Here is a 21,770-nt window from a genome sequence, read left to right on the forward strand (position 1 = left end):
TGGGACTACGGAATCATCGAGCCACGCTACCGGGTCCCTGGGGCGGGGTGCCACGCCCACCGGGTTGAGGCCCGGGTCGGCCTGCTGGGGCTGCGCCCCAGACCCCTGTTTGTCTGCGGACCGTGCGTGGCTGGTCGCGCAGTTCCCCGCGCCCCTGAAGATGCCGCTGCGCGGCAATCCCCTGGGCGCCCCGCAGGGGCGCTTCCAGGGGCGCGGGGAACTGCGCGAGCAACCCAGCGCGGTCCGCAGACGAAGAGCTCCCTCGGAGAGTTTCGGGAAGGGGCGAGGTGGGGGCTTACAACCTGCTCAGCGACGCCGTCGCCAGCAGCACATCCCTGATCGCCTCGCGGTCGCCGAGGCGGCCCGCCGCCGCGTCCTCCGGCGGCACATGCCCGGCCGCGAGGCGGCAGAACTCGACGCCGTCCAGGGCGATGTGGGCCACCTCGTGGTCGGGCGACCCGACCGCCGCCGGCGAGTCGAGCGCGATGTGCCAGACACCGCCTCCCGCACCCTCGATTTCGAGGCGCAAGGAGCGGCCGGGCGCACCCGCCGCCACCAGCTGGCGCGGCGGCGGCGCGAGACCCGCCCGGCGCCGAGCCGCCAGCGCATCCGGCAGGATCCGCGCCGCAAGATCGATCATCCGGTGCAGATGCGTCCCGGACGGCGCGTCGTACGGATAGTCCACCGCCTCCGCGATGTCCCCCGCGTGGATCCAGCACTCGAAGGCCCGGTCCAGGAGCGCGTCCTGGAGCGGGAGAGCGAAGTCGCCGTAGGGCACCGCGAGTTCGGCCGCGCCCCGGCCCGCGAACGACACCGTACGGATCAGCGTGTGCGTCTGCTCGCGCCACGGCTCCCGTACCGCCCGCGTCAGCGGAAACCGCGTCGAGGTCCAGAAGGCCTCGGTGCGGGCCGTCGGACCGGACGGCAGGCCGGAGCCCGCCGGGTCGTCCAGGCCCAGCGCCGCCGCCACCAGCCCGTCCACCGCCATCAGATGGCCGATCACGCCCGCCACCGTGGTCTTGCGGTTCACCTGCTGCTCCCGCTCGAACCACTTCAGCCGCACCGGCGCGTGCCACTCCGCGTCGCCGAAGTCGTTGAGCAGCGCGTCCAGCCGGGCGGCCTCCGCGTCGTACGCGGACGCCCAGTCCGGCACCGGGATGCGCGCCGGGCGCCGGCCCAGACAGTTCTCCAGGACCCGGGACCGCAGCAGCGGGTCCAGGTCGAGGCTGCGGTCGGTGTGCAGCAGCCCCACCGCGTCCCGCAGCCGCAGCGCCTCGTCCGCGCAGGGCGCGCACTCGGTGAGGTGTGCCTCCACGGCCTCGGTCTCCTCCGCCGAGCACGCGGTCAGCGCCCACGCCCCGAGCAGTGATTTCAGTACGGCGTGCGAGCGGACCACCGGCTGCGGTACGGGTTCGGGCGACGGCAGCCGCTCGATGTCGTCCGCCGCCCGGCGCGGCGGCGGTATGCGCGGCGTGCCGTTCTCGTCGTCGGGAAGCGGCGGGCCCTGCTCGGCGGGCCCGTTCACAGCGCACGTCCGTAACCGGGCGGCGAGGACCCCTCCGGCGGGCGGGTGTTCGCCGTGGACAGCAGCTGGAGCCCGAGCCGCAGCCGGCGCCGGGCCTCGTCCTCGCTGATGGCGAGGTCTGCGGCGGCCTGCCGGTAGTCGCGGCGCTGGTGGTACGCCAGCTCCAGGGCCTGCCTCAGCGGCGCGGGCATCGACGTCACGATGTAGTCGGCGCGGGCGGCCGCCGTGGCCCGCCGCACCTTCGCCTCCAGCTCCTCGGTGGAGCCGCCGCCGTGCTCCGCGTACTGCGCGGCCTCCGCCTGGCGCAGCCGCAGCACGGCCTGGCGCTGGGTGAGCTTGGCGACCCAGGAGCGCATGGAGCCCTGCTTGGGGTCGTACGCGTCCGGGTTCTCCCACACGTAACCGAACACCTCGCGGGTGATCTGGTCGGCGGCGGAGTCCTCGCCGAGCACGCGGTGGGCCAGGCTGTGCACCAGCGAGGCGAACCCGGTCGTACAGCTCACCGAGTGCTGCCGCCTCGCCGCGCGCCAGGCGCTGCTGCATCTTGCGGTCCCAGCGAGGTGGTGCGTCCTTCGCCATGCGGCTCCCCAACCGTCTACGCGTGTACCGTCGTGCGTGCTTTGTGCCTTTTGTCCGCGCCCCTGTGTACTCGTGTCTCCTCGAATGTAGTGCGCGCGACCGGGAACGAGCGCTCCTTTACGGCAAGTGCGCCCCCGAAAGGGCAGGTCGTGGTAGGGGCGAAGTGGTTTCGCGCGCCACGGTCCGGGAAGGCGCGCCGGGGACGGGCGGGGGCCGACGGCACAGAGAGGTACCGGACGCGTGACGCTGATCGTGAACGAGGCCGAGCAGGGCGGATGGGCCGTGGTGTGCGTCCGCGGGGAACTGGACCTGGTGACGGCGCCGCAGGTCAGGCGTGTGGTCCATGACGCGGTGGCGGCGGGCCGGCGCGATCTGGTGCTCGATCTGTCCGGGGTGCTGTTCTGCGACTCCAGCGGCGTGGGCGTCCTGATCGCCACGCGCCGCCTTCTCCGCTCCTGCCGCGGTCGCCTGCGCCTGATCCTCCCGGCGCGGGGGGCGGTGGATGGCTCGCATGTGAACCGGGTGCTGGCGGCGCTGGGCGTCCGCCGCCTGTTCGATGTGTACGGGGACGTCGACGCGGCGGCGGGGGACCACGCGGAGCCCCTGTCGGCGTGAGCCGATTTTTGGCCCGGTCTTTGTCTGCGGGCCGGTGGCGGGCTGGTCGCGCAGTTCCCCGCGCCCCTAGGGGGTACGGCCGTCGGCGATGGCGAAGCCGAGCCTTTAGGGGCGCGGGGAACTGCGCGACCAGTTGGGGACGGTCCGCACCCGAAACTCAGCCCCCGCCACCCCCGAACCTCTCCCGCAACCGATACTTCAGCACCTTCCGAAGCGTCTCGTTGCGCGGCAACGCATCCACCACCTCCAACCGCTCCGGCAACTTGTGCACGGAAAGCCCCTGCTCCCGCAGGTAGGAGGTGACCGAGGACAAGGTCAACTCATCGGCGCCCACCGGCTGTTCGACCACCGCGCACACCAGCTCCCCCCGCGACACATCCGGCAGCCCCACCACCGCCACATCCCCCACCCCCGGATGCGCCGCCAGCAGATCCTCGATCTCCTTCGCCGAGATGTTCTCGCCCTTGCGGATGATCACGTCCTTGAGCCGCCCGGTCAGCACCAGATGCCCGCTCGGCTTCACGAACCCCAGATCCCCCGTGCGCAGGAACCCCTCCGCGTCGAACGCCTCGGCGGTCTGCGCGGGGTCCAGATACCCCTGGCACACCGCCTCGCCCCGCAGCCGTACCTCGCCGTCGACGATCCGTATCTCCATGCCCTCCGGCGGGCGCCCCTCCGTCGTCGCCAGGTTCTCCTCCGTGTCGTCCGGCGAGCCCATCGTGATCATCGGGACCTCGGTCATCCCGTAGCCGTGGGTGAGCTGGACGCCCATGTCCCGTACGACCGAGCGGTAGACCTCCGGCGGCTTGGGCGCCCCGCCGCCCGCGAGCAGGCGCAGCGAGGGGATGACCTTCTCGCCCGGCCGCTTGCGCTGCTCGGCCAGGAACATCGAGTAGAAGGCGGTCGACCCGCCCGCCACCGTCACCCCGTGCTTGCGGTACGCCTCCAGCGCGTCCGGCAGCGCGAACTGCTCGAACATCACCGCAGGGAAGCCGTAAAGAAGGAGCATCACCGTGTAGTCCGGCCCGGCGATATGGGCGTACGGGAACGCCATCGAGCCCACGTCGTCCGCCGACAGGTGGAGCGCGTGCGCCAGGCACGAGCCGCCCGCGATCAGTGAGCGGTCGGTGTGCAGCACGCCCTTGGGGTCGGAGGTGGTGCCCGAGGTCCAGTAGATCCAGCGGACGGTCGTGCCGTCGGCGGGCGGGGGCGGCAGGACGGCCGGGTCGCCGTCCGGGAGCGTCCCGTACGCCTCGAAGACGCCGCGCGCCCCGAGCCGGGCCGCCATCTCCGTATGGTCGAAGCCGCGCCAGAGCCCGGGCACGGCGAAGAACTCCGCCCCCGACTCCCGCAGCGCGAAGCCCACTTCGCGGTCCCGGTAGAAGGGGATGACGGGCGACTGCACGGCCCCGAGCCGGGCCAGGGCGAACGAGAGGAGCGCGGTCTCGATCCGGGTCGGCAGCTGCCAGGCGACCACCGTGCCGGGCCGTACGCCCATGCCGTACAGACCCGCCGCCACCCGCTCGGCGCGGTCGCGCAGCTCGCCGAAGGTGAGGACGCGGTCGTCCTGGAGCAGGACGGGCCGGTCGGGGGTGAGGGCGGCGCGGCGGGCGACCAGCTCCCAGAGGGTGCGCGAGGCGCCCAGTGCGTGTGCGGTGTCGTTCACTTCGACTCCCGGTGACCGCGTGGCGTGACCGTAACTGACGACTAGTCAGATCGTGCGCAGAGCGTAGGCCGCACCGCCTTGTCGGTCCAGGGGTGCGGGGCTAGCCTGATTTCTGACGAGTCATCAGATATGCAGCCGGGCGGAGGCCTCGTATGACCGAACTGCCGTGCGTCGTCGGGGTCGACCGCTGATGGACCTCTCGTACACACCCGAGGAGGAGGAGTTCCGGGCCGGGCTGAGGAAGTGGCTGGCGGGCGTGCTGCCGACGCTGCCGCCGAAGCCGGACCCGCTGGACTGGCCGGGGCGGCGCGTGTACGACACCGGCTGGCAGCGCAGGCTCTACGACGCCGGGTACGCGCGCGTGCACTGGGGCGCGTCCGCCACCCTGCGGCTGATCTTCCTGGAGGAGACCGAGCGCGCCGGGGCGCCCTATGTCGGCGCGAACTTCGTGGGGCTGCTGCACGCCGGCCCCACCATCGCGGCCGAGGGTACCGAGGAGCAGCGCGCGCGGTGGCTGGAGCCGGTGCTGCGCGGGGACGAGGTGTGGTGCCAGGGGTTCAGCGAGCCCGACGCGGGTTCGGACCTGGCGGCGCTGCGGACCCGGGCGGTGCGCGACGGGGATACGTACGTGGTGAGCGGCGCCAAGATCTGGACCTCGCACGCGGAGGTCGCCGACTGGTGCGAGCTGCTGGTGCGCACCGACCCGGACGCGCCCAAGCACCGGGGCATCACCTGGCTGGCGATGCCCATGGATGCGCCCGGCATCACGGTCCGGCCGCTGCGCACCCTTGCCGGGTCGGACGAGTTCGCCCAGCTCTTCCTCGACGAGGTGCGGATCCCGGTCGGCCACCGGGTCGGCGCCGAGAACGACGGCTGGCGCGTGACCATGGTGACGCTGTCGTACGAGCGCGGCACGGCCTTCGTCGGCGAGGTGGTCGCCTGCCGCCGCGTCCTGGTGGAGATCGCCCGCGCGGCCCACAAGAACGGCACCTGGGACGACCCGGTGATCCGGCACCAACTGGGCGCCCTGAACGCCGAGTTCACGGCACTCTGGCGGCTGATCCAGTGGAACGTGAGCGAGTCCGAGCGCTCCGGCGGCCCGCCCGGCGTCGGCGGCTCGGTCTTCAAGCTCCGCTATTCGCACGCCCGCCAGGAGCTGTACGACGCGGCCGCCGCCGTCCTCGGCCCCGACGCCCTCGACCTCGGCCGCGAGTGGACCGCGGACCGGCTGTCCTCGCTCTCGTACACCATCGCCGCCGGCACCTCCCAGATCCAGCAGAACATCGTCGCCGAGCGGATCCTCGGCCTGCCGAAGGGCCGCTGATGGACTTCCAACTCACCGACGAGCAGCGGGCCTTGAAGACGGGCGTACGGGAGATGCTCGCCCGGCGCTTCGACGCCACGGCGCTGCGGGCCGCCGTCGACGGGGGCGGGCTCGACCGGGGTCTGTGGCGGGCGCTCGGCGACGCCGGGTTCTTCGCGCTGCGGCTGTCGGAGGAGGCGGGCGGGGTGGGCCTCGGGCTCCCCGAGGCGGTGCTGCTGTTCGAGGAGGCCGGGCGGGCGCTGCTCCCCGGCCCGCTGATCGCCACGCAGCTGGCGGCGGGCCTGGTCGAGGGCGCGGCCGAGGGCGCCACGGTGGTGACCGCGCCCGACGGGGGCCTGGTGGAGTGGCTGGCGGAGGCCGACGTCGTACGGGGAGACGCCACCGGCGCCGAGCCGATCCGCTCGGCCGACCCGCTCACCCCGCTGCACCGGCTCCCGGGCGGCGGGGCCGGGGGGTCGCCCGAGCGGGCGCTGCTGACCGCCGCCGAACAGCTGGGCAGCGCGGGCCGCAGCACGGAGCTAGCGGTCCAATACGCCCGCGAACGCGAGCAGTTCGGGCAGCCCATCGGCGCCTTCCAGGCGGTCAAGCACCTGTGCGCGCAGATGCTGGTGCGCACCGAGGTGGCCCGGGCCGCCGTGCACGCGGCGGCCGTGACCGGCGACCCGGTGGAGATCGCGGGCGCCAAGCTGCTGGCCGACGAGGCGGCGGTGCGGTGCGCGCGGGACTGCCTCCAGGTGTACGGCGGGATGGGCTTCACCTGGGAGGCGGAGGTCCATCTGCACCTGAAGCGGGCGTGGCTGCGGCGCGAGCGGTGGCCGACGCCCGCCCGGGGGCGGGAGCTCCAGGCGGCGGCGCTGGAGGAGGCGATGTGAGGCGTACGCGCGGGGGAGGCGCACGGTCCGGCGAGGCGTTGGCCGAAGCATGATGAAACGTCACCGAGCGTCGATACCGGGTTGTGTCCTTAGCCGGACTCGTCACGCGCCGGAGTCGGGGTCGCCCTCGGGTACCCTCCGTGGGGTGCGATCCCCCAGGCATCCTGCGCGCCCCTGTTCGACCCCCCGCAATGTGCGTCGCACAGTATGCACCACGCGTACTCCTTCGCGCTGGAATATGCCTGAAGCGCTTGTTGCGGTGACTGTACGTCAACCATGCTGTCTCGTAAGGAAATCACGTTCCGTGAACTTGTCGAGGCGCGAGGCGATGTGTCCGCCGGTTCGGATGGTGTGAGCGGTGCAGGTGCTTCAGGTTCAGTTGGAGGTCGGAGCCGACCCCGCCGAGGTGGGGCGCGCTCGCAGATGGGCTCGCTCGCGGCTGGCCGGGTCGGGGATACGGCTGGACGAGCCGCTCGCCGAGACGCTGATCCTGCTGATCTCGGAGCTCGTCACCAACGCGGTGGTGCACACCGGCTGCCCCGCCGTGCTGCGGATGCTGTTCGGCCCCGTCGGCGGACCGGCCGACGGCGGCACGGTCCGGGTCGAGGTGGCCGACACCAGCGCGTGCGCCCCCAAGCCGCGCCACGCGGACGGCGACGACACCAACGGCCGTGGTCTTGAGCTGGTCGACGGCCTCGCCGACCGCTGGGGCTGGCAGCCCGAGGGCAAGGGCAAGTCGATCTGGTGCGAGGTGGACCGGTGCTGCGACGGGGGCGCGCCGGAGCGCACCGGCGGGGCGTTCGAGCCGGGCGCGTATGAGCCGTCGTGCGCTGTCACAAATCGGGCGTAAGCGGCATAGCTTTCACTAGGTGTTGACGCGTCGTGTCGGCCTGATCACCCTTGGATGAGCGATTCGTCGCGAGGGGACGTCGAGGGCGCGGACTGGCCCTTGGTCCGTCCTGGGTCGGTCCTGGCTCTCCTCGGCGAGTGCGGGTCGTGGCTCGGCGTGAGCTCAGGGCAAGGCTCCTTCAGGGCATGGGGAGCAGGGCGAGCACGCCGCAGCCGGGTGGCGGCCGCCGTGCCGTGCTCGGGGTGCGCATGACGCGCCGCCACCCGTGGATGTGCCGGGCTGCCCCCTCTAGAGCACGGCGACCGGCGCGACCGGCGTCCCCGTGGCGCCCACGAACGGCTCGGGCATCGCCGACAGCCAGAACGCGTACCGCCGCTCTTCCGCACAGGCTGTGGACAACTCTTCGAGATTCCAGTTCTGGCCCTGGATCATCCCCATCTCCACCAGGTCGAGCGCGTGCACCGGCAGCCACAGGTTCTCGACCTCCGGCGGGAAGATCTCGAAGGTGAGGGTGTCGTTGGCGACGGCCGCGACATCGCGCGCGTGGAACCACTCGGGCGTACGGATCGAGAGGCCCGGCGAGGGGAATCCGTACGCGTGCTTGTCGCCGCCGAGGCACAGCTGGATCTGCCCGGTGCGTACGAGCACGATGTCACCCGCGCGTACGGTGACGCCGCCCAGCTCCTCGGCCGCCGCCAGGTCCTCGGGGGTCACCGCGTGGCCGCCGGGCAGCCGGTCCACGCCGTGGGCGCGGGCCACGTCGAGCAGGACGCCGCGCGAGACGAGGTGGCGGGGCTTGTCGATCCCGCTGAACTCGGCGCCGCCGTGGGCGGTGATGGTGGTGGCGGGGCGGCCGTTGTAGATGCGGCCGGAGTGCGAGACGTGGGTCAGCGCGTCCCAGTGGGTGGCGGCCTGGAGCCCGAACGTCACGGCGTCGTCGCTGGTGGCGACCGTTCCCGGGCCGAAGATCTCCTGGTTGATCTGCACCATCGTGTGCAGCGGGTTGACCCGGCCGGGGATCAGCCCGGTCTGGACGCCGTTCTGCTCCAGGGGGAGCGCGAGGGGGATGCGGCGGCCCGTGCGGACGGTGGCGGCGGCCTCGCGTACGACGTCGTCGGTGATCAGGTTGAGCGTGCCGATCTCGTCGTCCGGGCCCCAACGGCCCCAGTTGTTCACGCGTTTGGCGATGTCGTGGAACTCGGGGGGCAGTGCGGAGGCTGCTGGCATGTGGGCCCTCCCTGGGTCTTGTCTTCCGGTGGCTGCCGGGCTCTAAAATCTAACGGTCCGTCAGAAACCGCGGGAAGGGGCCGGGTGTGGGGAACTTCTTGGCAGGCAAGGTGGTCGCCGTGACCGGGGCGGGGCGCGGCATCGGCCGCGCGGTGGCGATCGCGGTGGCGGCCCAGGGTGCGAAGGTCGTCGTCAACGACTACGGCGTCTCCATCGACGGCGCCTCGCCCAGCAGCGAGATCGCGGACGCGGTCGTCAAGGAGATCGAGGCGGCGGGCGGCGAGGCGGTGGCGGTCGCCGACGACATCTCCACGATGGAGGGCGGCCAACGGATCGTCGACACCGCGCTCACCCGGTGGGGCCGGGTGGACGGGGTGGTGTGCGTGGCGGGGATCCTGCGCGAGCGCATGCTCTTCAACATGACGGAGGAGGAGTGGGACCCGGTGGTCGCCACCCACCTCAAGGGCACGTTCACGGTGTTCCGGGCCGCCTCCGCGGTGATGCGGAAGCAGGGCACGGGCACGCTGATCGGGTTCACCAGCGGGAACCACCAGGGGAGTGTGGCGCAGGCCAACTACAGCGCGGCGAAGGGGGGTGTGATCTCGCTGGTACGCAGTGCGGCGCTGGGGCTGCACAAGTACGGGGTGACGGCGAACGCGGTGGCGCCCGTCGCCCGTACCCGGATGTCCGCCAACGTCCCCCTCGAACTCAAGGAGATCGGTGAGCCGGAGGATGTGGCGGCGTTCGTGGTCTATCTGCTGAGCGAGCGGGCCCGTGCGGCCGGGATCACCGGGCAGGTGTACACCGTGGCCGGGCCCAAGATCGCGGTGTGGGCACAGCCGCGGGAGCTTCGGGCGGGGTATGTGGCTGAGGGCGCGTGGACGCCGGAGCGGATCGCGGATTTCCTTCCGGGGGGTGTGGGGGTGGATCCGATGCCGCTGCTGGAGCGGGTGGGGGAGATGGAGCGAGCGGCGACGTCCGGCACCCGCCCGAATGCCCCCACCCCGCCCCTTCCCTAAACCCTCCGGGGGTGGGTGGGGGGTTGAGGTGGTCTGCCGGGGGCTTCGCCCCCGGACCCCAGGGTCTGTGTTCGTCTGCGGACCGTGGATGGCTGGTCGCGCTCCCCGCGCCCCTAACTACCTAGGGGCGCGGGGAACTGCGCGACCAGTTGGGGACGGCCCGCAGCCGACGAACCCGGCCGCCCGCCAGAGGCCACGCGGCGGAGCCGCAAATGTCACAGCCGGGAAGGGGTGGGGTGGGGGATCCCCCGCCCCGCGAACAGAGAGGCAGCCGCAATGGACTTCACCTTCCCCCCAGAAGACGACACCTTCCGCCGCCACGCCCGCGCCTGGCTCGACACCCACCCACCCGACCCGTCGGGAAGGGACTGGGAACGGACCCTCGGCGAGGGCGGGTGGATCGGGCTCGGGTGGGGGGGCACCCCGTACGGGAACCGGACCGCCACCCTCACCCAACAGGTCGTCTGGGCCGAGGAGTACGCCCGGACAGAGAACACCCCACCCCGGCCGGGCCACATAGGGGAGAACCTCCTCGCCCCCACCCTCCTCACCCACGGCACCCCCGCCCAACAATCCCGCTTCCTCCCCGGCATCGCCCGCGGCGAGACGATCTGGTGCCAGGGCTACAGCGAACCCGGCGCCGGATCCGACCTCGCCGCCGTCCGCACCACGGCCACCCGCGACGCCACCGGCCCGTACCGCCTCACCGGGCAGAAGATCTGGACCTCGCACGCCCACGAAGCCGACTGGTGCTTCGTGCTCGCCCGTACCGAACCCGGCTCGCACCGCCACCACGGGCTCTCCCTCCTCCTCGTCCCCATGGACCAGCCGGACGGCAGGGTCGAGGTGCGGCCGATCCGGCAGCTGACGGGGACGAGCGAGTTCAACGAGGTCTTCTTCGACGGGGCCCGCGCCGACCCCGACCATGTCGTCGGCGGCGAGGGCAACGGCTGGCGCGTCGCCATGGACCTCCTCGCCGCCGAGCGTGGAGTCTCCACCTTGGTCCAACAGATCGGGTTCGAGGCGGAGTTGGAGGACGTGATCCGGCGGTCGGGCGAAGCCGACCCCCTCCTCCGCGACCGCCTCGTCCGCCAATGGGCCGAGCTCCGCACCATGCGCTGGAACGCCCTGCGCACCCTGGGCGGCGACGACCCCGCCGCCCCCAGCGTCGCCAAGCTCCTCTGGGGCGGCTGGCACCAGCGGCTCGGTGAGCTCGCCATGGCCGTACGGGGCGCGGCCGGCACGGTGGGCCCGTACGACTGGAGCGAGGAGCGACCGTACGAACTCGACCCGCTCCAGCGGCTGTTCCTCTTCTCGCGGGCCGACACGATCTACGGCGGCTCCGACGAGATCCAGCGCACCATCATCGCCGAGCGGGTGCTCGGCCTGCCAAGGGAGGCACGGGGCCAGTGAGAGGTGTTCTGTTCGACGGTACGCACGCGCAGGTGGTCGACGACCTGGAGGTACGCGACCCGGGGCCCGGCGAGGTCCGGGTGGCGATCGCGGCCGCCGGGCTCTGCCACTCCGACCTGTCCGTCATCGACGGCACGATCCCCTTCCCCGTGCCCGTGGTGCTCGGCCACGAGGGCGCGGGCGTCGTCGAGGCGGTCGGCGCGGGCGTCACCCATGTCGCCTCCGGCGACCACGTGGCGCTCTCCACCCTTGCCAACTGCGGGGCCTGTGCGGACTGCGACCGGGGGCGGCCCACCATGTGCCGCAGGGCGATCGGACGGCCCGGGCGGCCGTTCTCGCGCGGCGGCGACCCCGTCCACCAGTTCGCCTCCAACTCCGCCTTCGCCGAACGTACGGTGGTCAAGGCCGTCCAGGCCGTGAAGATCCCCCCCGACCTGCCCCTCTCCTCCGCCGCTCTCATCGGGTGCGCCGTCCTCACCGGTGTGGGCGCCGTACTGAACCGGGCCCGCGTCGACCGCGGCGACACCGTCGTCGTCATCGGCACCGGCGGCATCGGCCTCAACGTCCTTCAGGGCGCCCGGATCGCGGGCGCGCGGACGGTCGTCGCCGTCGACACCAACCCGGCGAAGCAGGCCGCCGCCCGGCAGTTCGGCGCCACCCACTTCCTGACGTCGGTGGACGGCGTACGGGAGGTCCTGGCGACCGGCGCCGACCACGTCTTCGAGTGCGTGGGCCACGTCGGGCTCGTCCGCCAGGCCGTCGACCTGCTCGACCGGCACGGCCAGGCGATCCTGCTCGGGATGCCCGCGCCGACCGCCGAGGCGACGTTCGCGCCCGCCGCGATGTTCCTGGACAAGTCCATCCTCGGCTGCCGGTACGGGAGTTCGCGGCCGCAGCACGACATCCCCCGGTACGCCGAGCTGTACCGCAGCGGCGTCCTGCTCCTCGACGAGCTGGTGACGGAGACGTACCCCGTGGAGGAATTCGCCAAGGCGGTCGAGGACGCGCGGCAGGGGAGGGTGGCGCGCGGGGTGCTGACCTTCTGAGGGCGGGCCCGCCGAGCGTCGAAATCCGTTTGTGGGCACCCCTTGCCCCCCGGCTATCTTCGGCCCCATGAGCTACCGCGACCTCGCCACGCGCCCCGTCCTGACCTGGGCGCTCGTCGCCGTCGGGGCGCGTGCTCCGGTCGCGATGGCGCCGCTGGCCGTCGTCTTCATGGTCCGCGATCGGCCCGGCGGCTACACCCTCGGCGCGGTGCTCGCCGCCGTCTACGTCCTCGGCGAGATCGTCGGCGCCCCCCTGCTCGGCATGCGGCTGCGCGCCGAGCGGGCCCGGCCGCACCTGGCGCTGGGGCTCGCGGGCGGAGCCGTCGGGTTCGCCGCGCTCGGGCTCGCCCACGACGCGCACCCGGTGGTGCTCGGTGCCGCCGCGTTCGTCGCGGGGGCGGCGCCCGCCGCGACCTCCGGGGGACTGCGCGCGATGCTCGCCTCGCTGGTGCCCGAGAAGGCGGTCCAACAGGCGGTCAGCGCCGAGTCGATGCTGATATTCGGCATCTGGTCGGTGACCCCGGCCGTCACCACCTGGCTGGCGCTGAGCGTGCTCCCATACCTTCCGATGCTGCTCGCGGCCGGGCTGATGGCCGCCGCCGTCGCAGGGCTGTGGGCGCTGCCGCCGGGCTGGCGGTCCGACACCGCCGACCGGGGCGGCGAGCCGATGCGCCGGGTGCTGTGGCGGGCCTGGCCGGTATACGTGACCGGCGCGGCCGGCATCTCCCTGCTCGCCCTGGCCGAACTCGTCCTGCCCGCCCTGCTGGAGCAGCGCGGCCTCGCGCTCGGCTGGGCGGGCCCGCTGCTCGCCGGGTTCTCGGCCGGGTCGGCGGCGGGCGCGTTCGTGTACGGGCTGCGCTCCTGGCCCGGCACCCTGCGCGCGCAGAGCCTGGTGCTGCTGCTCGCGGTCTCGGGGTGCGTGGCGCTCGTCGCGCTGGTGCCGGGCGCGGTGTGGCTGGCGGGCCTCCTGGTACTCGCGGGTGTTCTCCAAGCCGGGGCGATGCTCACCCGCAACCTGCTGCTGCGCGAGGTGCTGCCGCCGAGCGCGCTGGCCGCCGGGTACTCGGTGATGTACGCGGCCGTCGGCGCGGGTTACGCGGTCACCGGCACCCTCTCCGGCGTCCTGCTGCGCTCGGTGGCGCCGTCGACGGCGATCCTGGCCGGGGTGGGGCTCACGCTGCTGCTGACGGTGGTGGGGGTACTGCGCGAACCGGCGCGCGACCGCTCAGCCGGTGACGGAGTTGCTTCCGGCGGCGCGGAAGGTGCGCCGGTAGACGGTCGGCGGGACCCCGAGCGCAGCCTGTAGGTGCTGGCGCAGCGAGGTCGCCGTACCGAATCCGGCGTCGCGGGCGATCCGGTCCACCGACAGGTCGCTCGACTCCAGCAGGTGCCGGGCGCGCTCGACGCGCTGCTGGGTGAGCCACTGCCCGGGGCTGAGCCCCGTCTCCTCGCGGAACCGGCGCGTGAACGTCCGTACGGACATCGCCTCCTGCTCCGCCATGTCCCGCAGCTGGATCGGTTCGTCCAGGCGCCCGAGCGCCCAGGCGCGGGCGGCCGTGGTGGTCGCCACCTGCGGGGCGGGCAGCGGCCGTTCGATGTACTGGGCCTGTCCGCCCTCGCGGTGCGGCGGCACCACGGTCCGCCGCGCCACGTCGTTGGCGACCGCCGCCCCGTGGTCGCGCCGCACCAGGTGCAGGCACAGGTCGATCCCGGCGGCGACCCCGGCCGAGGTCAGCACGTCCCCGTCGTCGACGAACAGCACGTCCGGGTCGACGGCGACGGACGGGAAGAGCCGCTGGAAGTGCTGGGCGTGCCACCAGTGGGTGGTGGCGGGCCGCCCGTCGAGGTACCCGGCGGCGGCCAGCACGAAGCTCCCGGTGCAGATGGACACCATGCGCGTCCCCGGCCGTACGTACGCGAAGGCCCGCGCGAGCTCGTCCGTGAGCACGCCCTCCTCGTACACCGGCCCCAGCTCGTGCGAGGCGGGCACGACGACGGTGTCGGCGAGGGCCAGCGCCTCGGGCCCGTTCTCGACGAGCACAGCGAAGTCGGCATCGGTCTGCACGGCCCCCGGCGCCCGCACCGAACAGGTGATGACGTCGTACAACGCCTCCCGCCCCTCCCCGCCGCTGCGCGCCCGCCCGAAGATCCGCTGCGGAATACCGAGCTCGAAGGGGAGCAGGCCGTCGAGGGCGAGGACGACGACGCGGTGGGGCACGGTCATGGGGCCGAGTGTACGTGGCCCGATCCCTGCGAACCATGGCTATCCAGCCACTCGTACGGACCGGACCGCCCCGTCACGCTGTGGGCATGTCCCAGACAACCGATGCCGTCGCCCCCGACGGGCAGCAGGCCGCCCCCGCCCCGCGGCCCCGGCCCGCCCGCCGCTTCCACCGTGCCTGGTTCGTCGCCGCCGTCACCTTCGTGACGATCATCGGCGCGGCCGCCTTCCGGTCGTTGCCGGGGCTGCTCATCGATCCGCTGCACGAGGAGTTCGGCTGGTCGCGCGGGACGATCGGGGCGGCGGTCTCGGTGAACCTCGCGCTGTACGGGCTCACCGCGCCCTTCGCCGCCGCGCTGATGGACCGGTTCGGCATCCGCCGGGTCGTGGCCGTCGCGCTCACCGTGATCGCGGCCGGGGCCGGGCTCACCGTCTTCATGGACTCGGCCTGGCAGCTGATGCTCTGCTGGGGCGTGCTCGTGGGGCTCGGCAGCGGGTCGATGGCGCTGGCGTTCGCCGCGACCGTCACCAACCGCTGGTTCACCGAGCGGCGCGGCCTGGTCACCGGCATCCTCACCGCCGCGTCCGCCTCCGGCCAGCTGATCTTCCTGCCGGTCCTGTCGTGGCTGGTGGAGCACCACGGCTGGCGCCCGGCCGCCGTGACGGTCGCGCTCGCCGCGCTCGCGGTGGTGCCGTTCGTGTGGCTGCTCCTTCGTGACCACCCGGCGGACGTGGGGCTCGCCCCGTACGGCTCCGACACCTACGTCGAGAAGCCCGCGCCCGTCCCCGGCGCCGCCGCCCGCGCACTGAAGGTGCTGGCCCGGGCCGTGCGCACCGGACCGTTCTGGCTGCTCGCGGGCACCTTCGCGATCTGCGGCGCGTCCACCAACGGCCTCATCCAGACGCACTTCGTGCCCGCCGCGCACGACCACGGCATGCCGGTGACGGCCGCCGCCGGACTGCTCGCCGTCATCGGGATCTTCGACGTGGCGGGGACGATCTTCTCCGGCTGGCTCACCGACCGCTTCGAGTCCCGCCGCCTGCTCGCCACGTACTACGCCCTGCGCGGCATCTCGCTCCTCTTCCTGCCGATGCTGCTCGCGCCCTCGATCCACCCGCCGATGCTGTTCTTCATCGTCTTCTACGGGCTCGACTGGGTCGCCACCGTCCCGCCGACGCTCGCGCTGTGCCGGGAGCACTACGGCGAGGACAGCGCCATCGTCTTCGGCTGGGTGCTCGCCTCCCACCAGGTCGGCGCGGCCGTCGTCGCCTTCCTCGGCGGCCTGGCGCGCGATGCCTTCGGTTCGTACGACATGGTCTGGTACGGGTCGGGCGCGCTCTGCGCGGTGGCCGCGCTGATGGCCCTGGTGATCCGCCGCCCGGGCAGCGGCGCCCGGCCCGCGCCTTTGGCGGAACCCGCGGCGGTGTGATGCCCTCTTCCTGTGGAGGGGGCCGAAATGACGAAGTCGAGGAACGTGGCGGTGGCGGGGCTGCTCTGCGCCGTACTGGCCGGATGCGGGACCGAGAATGCCGGGAGCGCGGCGGGCGAGGGGCGGCCCTCGTCGGCGCCGTCACTGGCCGCCGAGAAGCAGCCGTGCCCGCCGGACGAGACGACGCAGGACGGGTCGTCGGGCGGGGGCGTGGACGAGACGTCCGAGGAGGCGTCGGCGCAGGCGTCGGCCCGGGCCACCGATGAGACGACCGACGAAACGTCGGGCCCGGGCATCGACGAGACCACCGACGACGGTGCCGGTTCCTCCGAGCCGCCCACGGACGAGATCACCGACGACGACGCCGGTGACGCCGGGCCGCCCACCGAGGGCACCGCCCCGCCCTGTCTGCCCGCCGGGTGGTTCGACATGACCCAGGAGTTCACCGACTACTACGCCAAGCACCTCACCAAGGCCGACGACGGCATGTGGCCCTTCCTGGTGGCCGCCAGGCTCAAGCAGGAGGGCGAGTCCGTCAGGGCGCTCGTGACCGTGAACTTCATCCCGTCCGGCGGCAGCGACTACGAAGGCCGCCGCATCGCGGAGGTGTTCGCCGCGTGGCGCCACGAGGCGTACGGCGACAAGGGGAAGCTGCGGATCGAGACCCGCAGCGGCGGCGAGGTCGTCGAGCAGCGCTGGTGAACGCGGGCGGCGCGGTCAGTCCGTGAACCGCCCGAACCGCCCCCGGTGGAACAGCAGCGGATCCCCCTCCGCCGTCCCGCCGAGCGCCTCCACCCGGCCCACCACGATCAGGTGGTCCCCGCCGGTGTGCACGTTCTGGATGCGGCAGTCCACCCAGGCCGGTACGCCGTGCAGGCGCGGGGAGCCGGTCACGGGAGCCGCGTCGAAGGCCACCCCCGCGAACTTGTCGGCGCCGCTCACCGCGAACGCCCGGCACAGCGGCCCCTGTTCGGCCCCCAGGATGTTGACGCAGAAGGTGCCCGCGCGGGCGATGCGCGGCCAGGTCGTCGACGTACGGCCGACCATGAACACGACCAGCGGCGGGTCGAGGGAGAGGGAGGCGAAGGACTGGCAGGCGAAGCCGGTCGGGCCGGCCTCGTCCCGGGCCGTGACGACCGTGACGCCGGTGGCGAAGTGGCCGAGGACACCGCGGAACTCGGCGGGGTCGACGGGCAACCGCTCGTCGTCCCGTACGGCCCGTAAGTCCGGCCTGGGCAGCGCCTCGACGGGCTCGGCGGGGGCGGTGGCCGCCGCGCCGACGGACCGCAGGTATCGGACGACGGTCGCCGCCATCCCTTCGTGTCCCATCATGTTCCCCATTGAAACTGACGGAGCGTCAGATCGGAACCCTCAGGGGACTGGCAAACCCGGCCCGCGAGCCTGCCCTGGCAGCCCTGTGGTCCCCTACAACCCCCGGTACTTCGGCGTCCTGCGCTCCACGAAGCTCGCCACGCCCTCCTGGGCGTCCCGGGTGGTCATGTTGATCTCCTGGGCCGCCGCCTCCGCCGCGAACGCGGTCGTACGGTCGGTGTCCAGGGACGCGTTCACCAGCTGCTTGGCCAGGGCGAGCGAGCGGGTCGGGCCCGCCGCCAGGCGCTCCGCCCACTCCCGGGCCAGGGCGGGCAGTTCGGCGTCCGGCACCACCCGGTTGACCAGGCCCAGGCGCTCGGCGTCCGCCGCCGCCACCGCGTCCCCGAAGAACATCAGCTCCTTGGCGCGCTGCGGCCCCACGAGCCGGGGCAGCAGATACGCGCCCCCGCCGTCCGGGACGAGCCCGCGCCGTACGAACACCTCGATGAACCGGGCCGACTCGGCGGCCAGCACCAGGTCGCAGGCGAACGCCAGATGCGCGCCGATGCCCGCCGCCGTGCCGTTGACGGCCGCGACCACCGGCTTCTCGCAGTCCAGTACGGCCGCGACGAGCCGCTGGGCGCCGAGCCGGATCGTCCGGGCCACGTCACCGGCGACCCGCTCGCCCGCCGCCGCCCCGCCCCGCAGGTCGGCGCCCGCGCAGAAGCCCTTCCCGGTCGCGGTGATCACCACGGCCCGGACGGCCGGGTCGGCGCTCGCCGCGTCCAGGAGCGCGATGATCCGCTCCCGCTGCTCCCAGGTCACCGCGTTCATGGCCTCGGGCCGGTCGAGCGTGATCCAGGAGACCCCGCTGTCAGTGGTGTGGCGTACGGTCTCCTCAAGGGGACGAAGTCCCCCGGAAGCGGTGGCGCTCATGAGCACACCACCAGTGCGTCCAGCGCCACCGCGCCCTGGCCGCGCGGCAGCACCATCAGCGGGTTGATGTCCAGCTCGGCCAGGTCGCCGCCGAGTTCGAGGGCCATCCGCTGCACCCGCAGCACCACTTCCACCAGCGCGTCCACGTCGACCGGCGGCCCGCCCCGTACGCCTTCCAACAGCGCTCGGCCGCGCAGCTCGTCGAGCATGTCGCGGGCCTGCTCCTCGCCGAACGGCGGGACCCGCACGGCCGCGTCGCCCAGGACCTCCACCAGGACCCCGCCCAGGCCCACGGTCACGGTCGGCCCGAAGAGTGCGTCGTGGGTGACGCCGACGACCATCTCCACGCCCCGCGCGACCATCTGGCAGACCAGCACGCCGTCCAGCTCGACGCCCTCGTACCGGGCGATGTCGGTGAGCTCGCGGTAGGCGTCCCGCACCTGGCTCGCCGAGGTCAACCCGACCTTGACCAGGCCGAGTTCGGTCTTGTGGGCGAGGTGGGTGCCCGAGGCCTTCATGACCACCGGGTAGCCGACCTGGCCCGCCGCCCGCACGGCCGCGGCCGCGCTGGTCACCAGCTGCTCGCGCGGCACCCGGATCCCGTACGCCCGCAGCAGCTGCTTCGCCGCGTGCTCGCTCAGCTGGCGGCCCGGCCGCATCAGCGCCTGGGCCTTGCGGAACGACGGCGAGGGCACGCGCGGCGCCTCGTCGAACGGCGAGCGGTAGGAGGAGGTGAACCGGTGGTGGGCGAGGTGGGCGCGGACCGCGCCGATGCAGTTGGCGAAGGTACGGAAGGTGGCGACCCGGGACGAGCCGAGCAGTGTCTCGCGGTAGGCGGCCTCGGTGCCCACCGGCGAGCCCCACACCACGCACACCAGCTTGTCGGTCTGCTCCGCCGCCTCCACCAGATCCCGCGCCAGCCGGTCGCTCATCGGCGGGAACGGCCCGGTGATGGGGCAGATCAGCACGCCCACGGCGGGGTCGGCGAGGATCGCGTCGATGATCTTGCGCCCGCGCCAGTCGCCCACCGGGTGGCCGCCGTTGTCCACGGGGTTGGACACGTTCAGATACGGCGGTATCCACTCGTGCAGCTCGGCCTGCTTGGCGGCGGAGAGCGTGGGCAGGGTGAGCCCGGCCGCCGTCGCCAGGTCGGCGAAGTGGGCGCCGGTGCCGCCCGAGATCGAGTAGACGACGACCCCGTCGGCGACCGGCGGGCGGGCCCGGGCCAGCAGGGCCGAGGTGTCCTGGAGCTCGTCGAGCCCGTCGACGCGGATCACTCCGTACTGCCGCATCGCCGCGTCGACCACCTGGTCCGCGCCGGTCAGCTTGCCGGTGTGGGAGGCGGCGGTGCGCGCCCCGGTCTCGGTGCGGCCGACCTTGACCGCCACCACGGGCACCCGCGCGCGGGCCGCCCGGTCGGCGGCGAGGAGGAAGGACCGCCCGTCCTTGAGCCCTTCGAGATAGCAGGCGACGGCCCCGACCTCGGGGCGCTCGGCGAAGTACGCGATGAAGTCGGCGGCTTCCAGGTCGGCCTCGTTGCCGGTGGGCGCCCAGTGGGAGAGGCGGATGCCCAGCTCCTGGAGCGCGAACAGCGGGCGGCCCTGGTGCCCGGACTGGGTGATCAGGGCGATCGCGGGCCCCTCCAGGTCGTCCCGGAAGCGCTCGAAGGCGTTGAGGTTGGTGTTGGGGCCGAGCAGCCGCATCCCCGAGCGCCGCACGGCGGCGGCCAGCCGCTCCTGCGCGGCGGCGCCGTCCTCGCCGGTCTCGGCGAACCCGGACGCGAAGGCGACCGCGAACTTCACCTTGGCCTCGGCCAGTTCGTCGATCAGCGGCAGCGGGTCGGCGACCAGCAGCACGGCCAGGTCCACCTGCTCGGGCAGGTCCGCGACGGACGCGCAGCAGGGCAGGCCGAAGACGGACGCGCGGGTGGGGTGCACGGGGTGGACGCGCGCGCCCACCCGCTCCGCCCAGCCGATCAGCTGGCGGGTGATCCCCGTGTTGGGGCGGCCCTCGGCGTCGGAGGCGCCGACGACGGCCAGCGACTCGGGCCGGAAGAACCGGTCGAGGTCGGGCACGGGCGCGTGCAGGGGCCGGCCGCTGACGTCCAGATCGCCCTCGGCGGCGGCCGTGCCGTGGACGGCGCCGGGCCGGGGCTGCTCGCCGCAGGCGACCACCCGTGCGCGGAAGTCGGTCGTGAGGGTGCCGTGAGTCGATCCAAGCATCGTTCCGCCCGCTCCTGGTCGATGGCCAACATGGCTCTTGCGCGACTTGCTTGACGCAACTGGCTGGTAACTGACGCATAGTCAGATTACAGACCTGACGACCAGTCAGGAACCGTCGTGCGGGCAAAGGCTCACCGAAGGCTCCGGGACGTGCGGAGGTCCGGCCGAGTACGTTTCCCGTACCCGCCCGCAGGGCGGCTACCCGTCACCATTGCGCCAACTACGGCGTACGCGGGTGGTGCGCAAGAGGCGTACTCGGCCGGACGTCCGAGAGGCGTACCGAGGCCTGTCGGTCGGTCCGCCGGTCGGTCCGTCGGTCCGCCGGTCGGTCCGACCGGCTTCAGGAGCGCGCGACGGCCTTGGCGATCTTCTCGGCGTCGATGGCCAGCTCGCGGAACATGCCGCTGATGGGGTTGGTGAACCCGGTGAAGTAGAGCCCGGGGGCGGTGGGCGCGGTGCGGCCGCCGTGGACGGTGGGACGGCCCCGCCCGTCGAGCACGCCCAACTCGCCGACCAGCCCCTCCAGGGCCCGCCGGTAGCCGGTGGCGGCCACGACGACCTCGGGGGAGATGCGGCTGCCGTCGGCCAGGACGACCTTGGCGCCCTCGAACGACTCGACCGCCGCGACCGGCTCCACCCGCCCCGACTGCACGGCCGCGATCAGCCCCACGTCCTGTACGGGGATGGCGCCTTCCCGCACGCGCGCGTAGAGGCCGGTCTCCGGCCGGGGCAGCCCCTTGTCGGACAGGTCGGGCACGCTGAGCCGCGCCACGGCCCCGGCCGCCCGGTCCACCAGCGGCACCGGCAGCCGCCGCACCAGGATCCCGGAGGCCTGGGCGGGCCAGCCGGCGGTGGAGCGGCGCAGGATGTGCGGCGCGGTGCGCACGGCGAGCCGCACCCGCCCGGCCCCGCCGTCGACCAGGTCGACGGCGATCTCGGCCCCGGTGTTCCCGCTGCCGACGACGAGGACGTCCTTGCCCGCGTACGGGGCGGGGTTCCGGTACTGCCCGGCGTGCAGCAGGGTGCCGGTGTACGAGTCGGCGCCGGGCCACTCGGGCAGGTACGGGGTGTGGTTGTACCCGGTCGCCACCACGACGGCCCGCCCGGTCAGCCGCCGCCCACCGGTGGCGTGCAACAGCCAGCCGCCCGCGTCGGCGCGCTCGATTGCTGACACCTCCACTCCGGTGACGATCTCCAACTCATGCACCTGGGCGTACTTCTCCAGATACCGCACGACGTCGGCCCGGGCGACCCAGCGCCCGAACGAGCGCGGCATCTTGAGCCCCGGCAGCGCGGACAGCCGCCGGGTGGTGTGCAGCCGCAGCCGGTCGTAGTGGTGGCGCCAGGAGTCCCCGACGGCGTCGGCCTTCTCCAGCACGACGGCCCGTACGCCCCGCCCGCGCAGCGCGGCGGCGACGGCGAGCCCGCCGGGGCCGGCGCCGATGACGTAGACAGGGCGGGTGGGGTCGTTGGTGGCCATGGGAACCGAGCGTAACGACGCTGCCACTTGATGG

18 protein-coding genes and 1 pseudogene are annotated in these 21,770 nt (G+C 73.3%); 10 read left to right on the forward strand and 9 right to left on the reverse strand.

What is annotated here, in order from left to right:
- Positions 1 to 295 precede the first annotated feature (295 nt).
- Positions 296 to 1,525: a zf-HC2 domain-containing protein gene (locus tag IE252_RS05460; RefSeq protein WP_190088134.1), complete on the reverse strand. Its 1,230-nt coding sequence runs from the start codon at positions 1,523 to 1,525 to the stop codon at positions 296 to 298.
- Positions 1,522 to 2,104, reverse strand: a pseudogene (locus tag IE252_RS05465) (sigma-70 family RNA polymerase sigma factor). Before IE252_RS05465 ends, IE252_RS05460 begins: the two are co-directional and overlap by 4 nt.
- 240 nt (positions 2,105 to 2,344) lie before the next feature.
- On the opposite strand from IE252_RS05465, the gene IE252_RS05470 reads away from it, so the two are divergent.
- Positions 2,345 to 2,719: an STAS domain-containing protein gene (locus IE252_RS05470; RefSeq protein WP_190088135.1), complete on the forward strand. Its 375-nt coding sequence runs from the start codon at positions 2,345 to 2,347 to the stop codon at positions 2,717 to 2,719.
- Between the two features lie 157 nt (positions 2,720 to 2,876).
- On the opposite strand, the gene IE252_RS05475 is transcribed toward IE252_RS05470, so the two are convergent.
- Entirely contained in the window at positions 2,877 to 4,385 is a 1,509-nt protein-coding gene (locus tag IE252_RS05475; RefSeq protein WP_190088136.1) for a class I adenylate-forming enzyme family protein, read from the reverse strand.
- Positions 4,386 to 4,575: 190 nt separating this feature from the next.
- On the opposite strand from IE252_RS05475, the gene IE252_RS05480 reads away from it, so the two are divergent.
- The 3 genes from IE252_RS05480 (at position 4,576) to IE252_RS05490 (ending at position 7,431) form a co-directional block, all read left to right on the forward strand.
- Positions 4,576 to 5,709, forward strand: coding sequence for an acyl-CoA dehydrogenase family protein (locus tag IE252_RS05480; protein WP_190088137.1), 1,134 nt, complete (start codon positions 4,576 to 4,578; stop codon positions 5,707 to 5,709).
- On the forward strand, positions 5,709 to 6,581 hold the full coding sequence (locus tag IE252_RS05485; RefSeq protein WP_190088138.1) for an acyl-CoA dehydrogenase family protein: 873 nt from the start codon (positions 5,709 to 5,711) through the stop codon (positions 6,579 to 6,581). The genes IE252_RS05480 and IE252_RS05485 overlap by 1 nt, the downstream gene beginning before the upstream one ends.
- A gap of 358 nt (positions 6,582 to 6,939) precedes the next feature.
- Positions 6,940 to 7,431, forward strand: coding sequence for an ATP-binding protein (locus IE252_RS05490; protein ID WP_190088139.1), 492 nt, complete (start codon positions 6,940 to 6,942; stop codon positions 7,429 to 7,431).
- A gap of 288 nt (positions 7,432 to 7,719) precedes the next feature.
- On the opposite strand, the gene IE252_RS05495 is transcribed toward IE252_RS05490, so the two are convergent.
- Positions 7,720 to 8,658, reverse strand: a complete 939-nt coding sequence (locus IE252_RS05495; protein ID WP_190088140.1) for a cyclase family protein — start codon at positions 8,656 to 8,658, stop codon at positions 7,720 to 7,722.
- An 86-nt stretch (positions 8,659 to 8,744) separates the two neighbouring features.
- Here IE252_RS05495 and IE252_RS05500 point away from each other — a divergent pair, with 86 nt between their 5' ends.
- The 4 genes from IE252_RS05500 to IE252_RS05515 all read left to right on the forward strand — a co-directional run bounded on the left by IE252_RS05500 (position 8,745) and on the right by IE252_RS05515 (position 13,442).
- On the forward strand, positions 8,745 to 9,677 hold the full coding sequence (locus tag IE252_RS05500) for an SDR family oxidoreductase (RefSeq protein ID WP_190088141.1): 933 nt from the start codon (positions 8,745 to 8,747) through the stop codon (positions 9,675 to 9,677).
- Positions 9,678 to 9,953: 276 nt separating this feature from the next.
- A complete protein-coding gene (locus tag IE252_RS05505) occupies positions 9,954 to 11,090 on the forward strand; it encodes an acyl-CoA dehydrogenase family protein (RefSeq protein ID WP_190088142.1) in 1,137 nt (378 codons plus the stop codon).
- A complete protein-coding gene (locus IE252_RS05510; RefSeq protein ID WP_190088143.1) occupies positions 11,087 to 12,136 on the forward strand; it encodes a Zn-dependent alcohol dehydrogenase in 1,050 nt (349 codons plus the stop codon). Before IE252_RS05505 ends, IE252_RS05510 begins: the two co-directional genes overlap by 4 nt.
- A gap of 67 nt (positions 12,137 to 12,203) precedes the next feature.
- On the forward strand, positions 12,204 to 13,442 hold the full coding sequence (locus tag IE252_RS05515; protein WP_190088144.1) for an MFS transporter: 1,239 nt from the start codon (positions 12,204 to 12,206) through the stop codon (positions 13,440 to 13,442).
- On the opposite strand, the gene IE252_RS05520 is transcribed toward IE252_RS05515, so the two are convergent.
- Positions 13,362 to 14,354 carry a GlxA family transcriptional regulator gene (locus IE252_RS05520; RefSeq protein WP_190088409.1) on the reverse strand — a complete coding sequence of 331 codons (993 nt, stop codon included), beginning with the start codon at positions 14,352 to 14,354 and terminating at the stop codon, positions 13,362 to 13,364. The two genes, IE252_RS05515 and IE252_RS05520, sit on opposite strands and share 81 nt — an antisense overlap.
- A gap of 92 nt (positions 14,355 to 14,446) precedes the next feature.
- On the opposite strand from IE252_RS05520, the gene IE252_RS05525 reads away from it, so the two are divergent.
- Together IE252_RS05525 and IE252_RS05530 are read left to right on the forward strand one after the other, a co-directional pair.
- Positions 14,447 to 15,787 carry an MFS transporter gene (locus IE252_RS05525; RefSeq protein WP_190088145.1) on the forward strand — a complete coding sequence of 447 codons (1,341 nt, stop codon included), beginning with the start codon at positions 14,447 to 14,449 and terminating at the stop codon, positions 15,785 to 15,787.
- Positions 15,788 to 15,814: 27 nt separating this feature from the next.
- Positions 15,815 to 16,489, forward strand: coding sequence for a hypothetical protein (locus IE252_RS05530; protein WP_190088146.1), 675 nt, complete (start codon positions 15,815 to 15,817; stop codon positions 16,487 to 16,489).
- A 15-nt stretch (positions 16,490 to 16,504) separates the two neighbouring features.
- On the opposite strand, the gene IE252_RS05535 is transcribed toward IE252_RS05530, so the two are convergent.
- The 4 genes from IE252_RS05535 to IE252_RS05550 form a co-directional block, all read right to left on the reverse strand.
- The gene (locus tag IE252_RS05535) at positions 16,505 to 17,101 is read right to left on the reverse strand and encodes a flavin reductase family protein (RefSeq protein ID WP_190088410.1); all 597 of its coding nucleotides are present in this window, start codon (positions 17,099 to 17,101) and stop codon (positions 16,505 to 16,507) included.
- A gap of 111 nt (positions 17,102 to 17,212) precedes the next feature.
- The gene (locus IE252_RS05540) at positions 17,213 to 18,034 is read right to left on the reverse strand and encodes an enoyl-CoA hydratase/isomerase family protein (protein WP_190088147.1); all 822 of its coding nucleotides are present in this window, start codon (positions 18,032 to 18,034) and stop codon (positions 17,213 to 17,215) included.
- The gene (locus tag IE252_RS05545; protein WP_190088148.1) at positions 18,031 to 20,256 is read right to left on the reverse strand and encodes an acetate--CoA ligase family protein; all 2,226 of its coding nucleotides are present in this window, start codon (positions 20,254 to 20,256) and stop codon (positions 18,031 to 18,033) included. Before IE252_RS05545 ends, IE252_RS05540 begins: the two co-directional genes overlap by 4 nt.
- A gap of 340 nt (positions 20,257 to 20,596) precedes the next feature.
- Positions 20,597 to 21,736 carry a flavin-containing monooxygenase gene (locus IE252_RS05550; protein ID WP_190088149.1) on the reverse strand — a complete coding sequence of 380 codons (1,140 nt, stop codon included), beginning with the start codon at positions 21,734 to 21,736 and terminating at the stop codon, positions 20,597 to 20,599.
- Positions 21,737 to 21,770 lie beyond the last annotated feature (34 nt).

Source organism: Streptomyces melanogenes, assembly GCF_014649795.1.
Classification (GTDB): domain Bacteria; phylum Actinomycetota; class Actinomycetes; order Streptomycetales; family Streptomycetaceae; genus Streptomyces; species Streptomyces noboritoensis.

What these genes read in the sequence shown, in the direction of transcription:
- IE252_RS05480 (WP_190088137.1), top strand. Translation starts at nt 4,576, where the DNA reads ATGGACCTCTCGTACACACCCGAGGAGGAGGAGTTCCGGGCCGGGCTG.
- IE252_RS05485 (WP_190088138.1), top strand. Translation starts at nt 5,709, where the DNA reads ATGGACTTCCAACTCACCGACGAGCAGCGGGCCTTGAAGACGGGCGTA.
- IE252_RS05495 (WP_190088140.1), bottom strand. Translation starts at nt 8,658, where the DNA reads ATGCCAGCAGCCTCCGCACTGCCCCCCGAGTTCCACGACATCGCCAAA.
- IE252_RS05505 (WP_190088142.1), top strand. Translation starts at nt 9,954, where the DNA reads ATGGACTTCACCTTCCCCCCAGAAGACGACACCTTCCGCCGCCACGCC.
- IE252_RS05515 (WP_190088144.1), top strand. Translation starts at nt 12,204, where the DNA reads ATGAGCTACCGCGACCTCGCCACGCGCCCCGTCCTGACCTGGGCGCTC.
- IE252_RS05525 (WP_190088145.1), top strand. Translation starts at nt 14,447, where the DNA reads ATGTCCCAGACAACCGATGCCGTCGCCCCCGACGGGCAGCAGGCCGCC.
- IE252_RS05530 (WP_190088146.1), top strand. Translation starts at nt 15,815, where the DNA reads ATGACGAAGTCGAGGAACGTGGCGGTGGCGGGGCTGCTCTGCGCCGTA.
- IE252_RS05535 (WP_190088410.1), bottom strand. Translation starts at nt 17,101, where the DNA reads ATGGCGGCGACCGTCGTCCGATACCTGCGGTCCGTCGGCGCGGCGGCC.
- IE252_RS05540 (WP_190088147.1), bottom strand. Translation starts at nt 18,034, where the DNA reads ATGAGCGCCACCGCTTCCGGGGGACTTCGTCCCCTTGAGGAGACCGTA.
- IE252_RS05545 (WP_190088148.1), bottom strand. Translation starts at nt 20,256, where the DNA reads ATGCTTGGATCGACTCACGGCACCCTCACGACCGACTTCCGCGCACGG.
- IE252_RS05550 (WP_190088149.1), bottom strand. Translation starts at nt 21,736, where the DNA reads ATGGCCACCAACGACCCCACCCGCCCTGTCTACGTCATCGGCGCCGGC.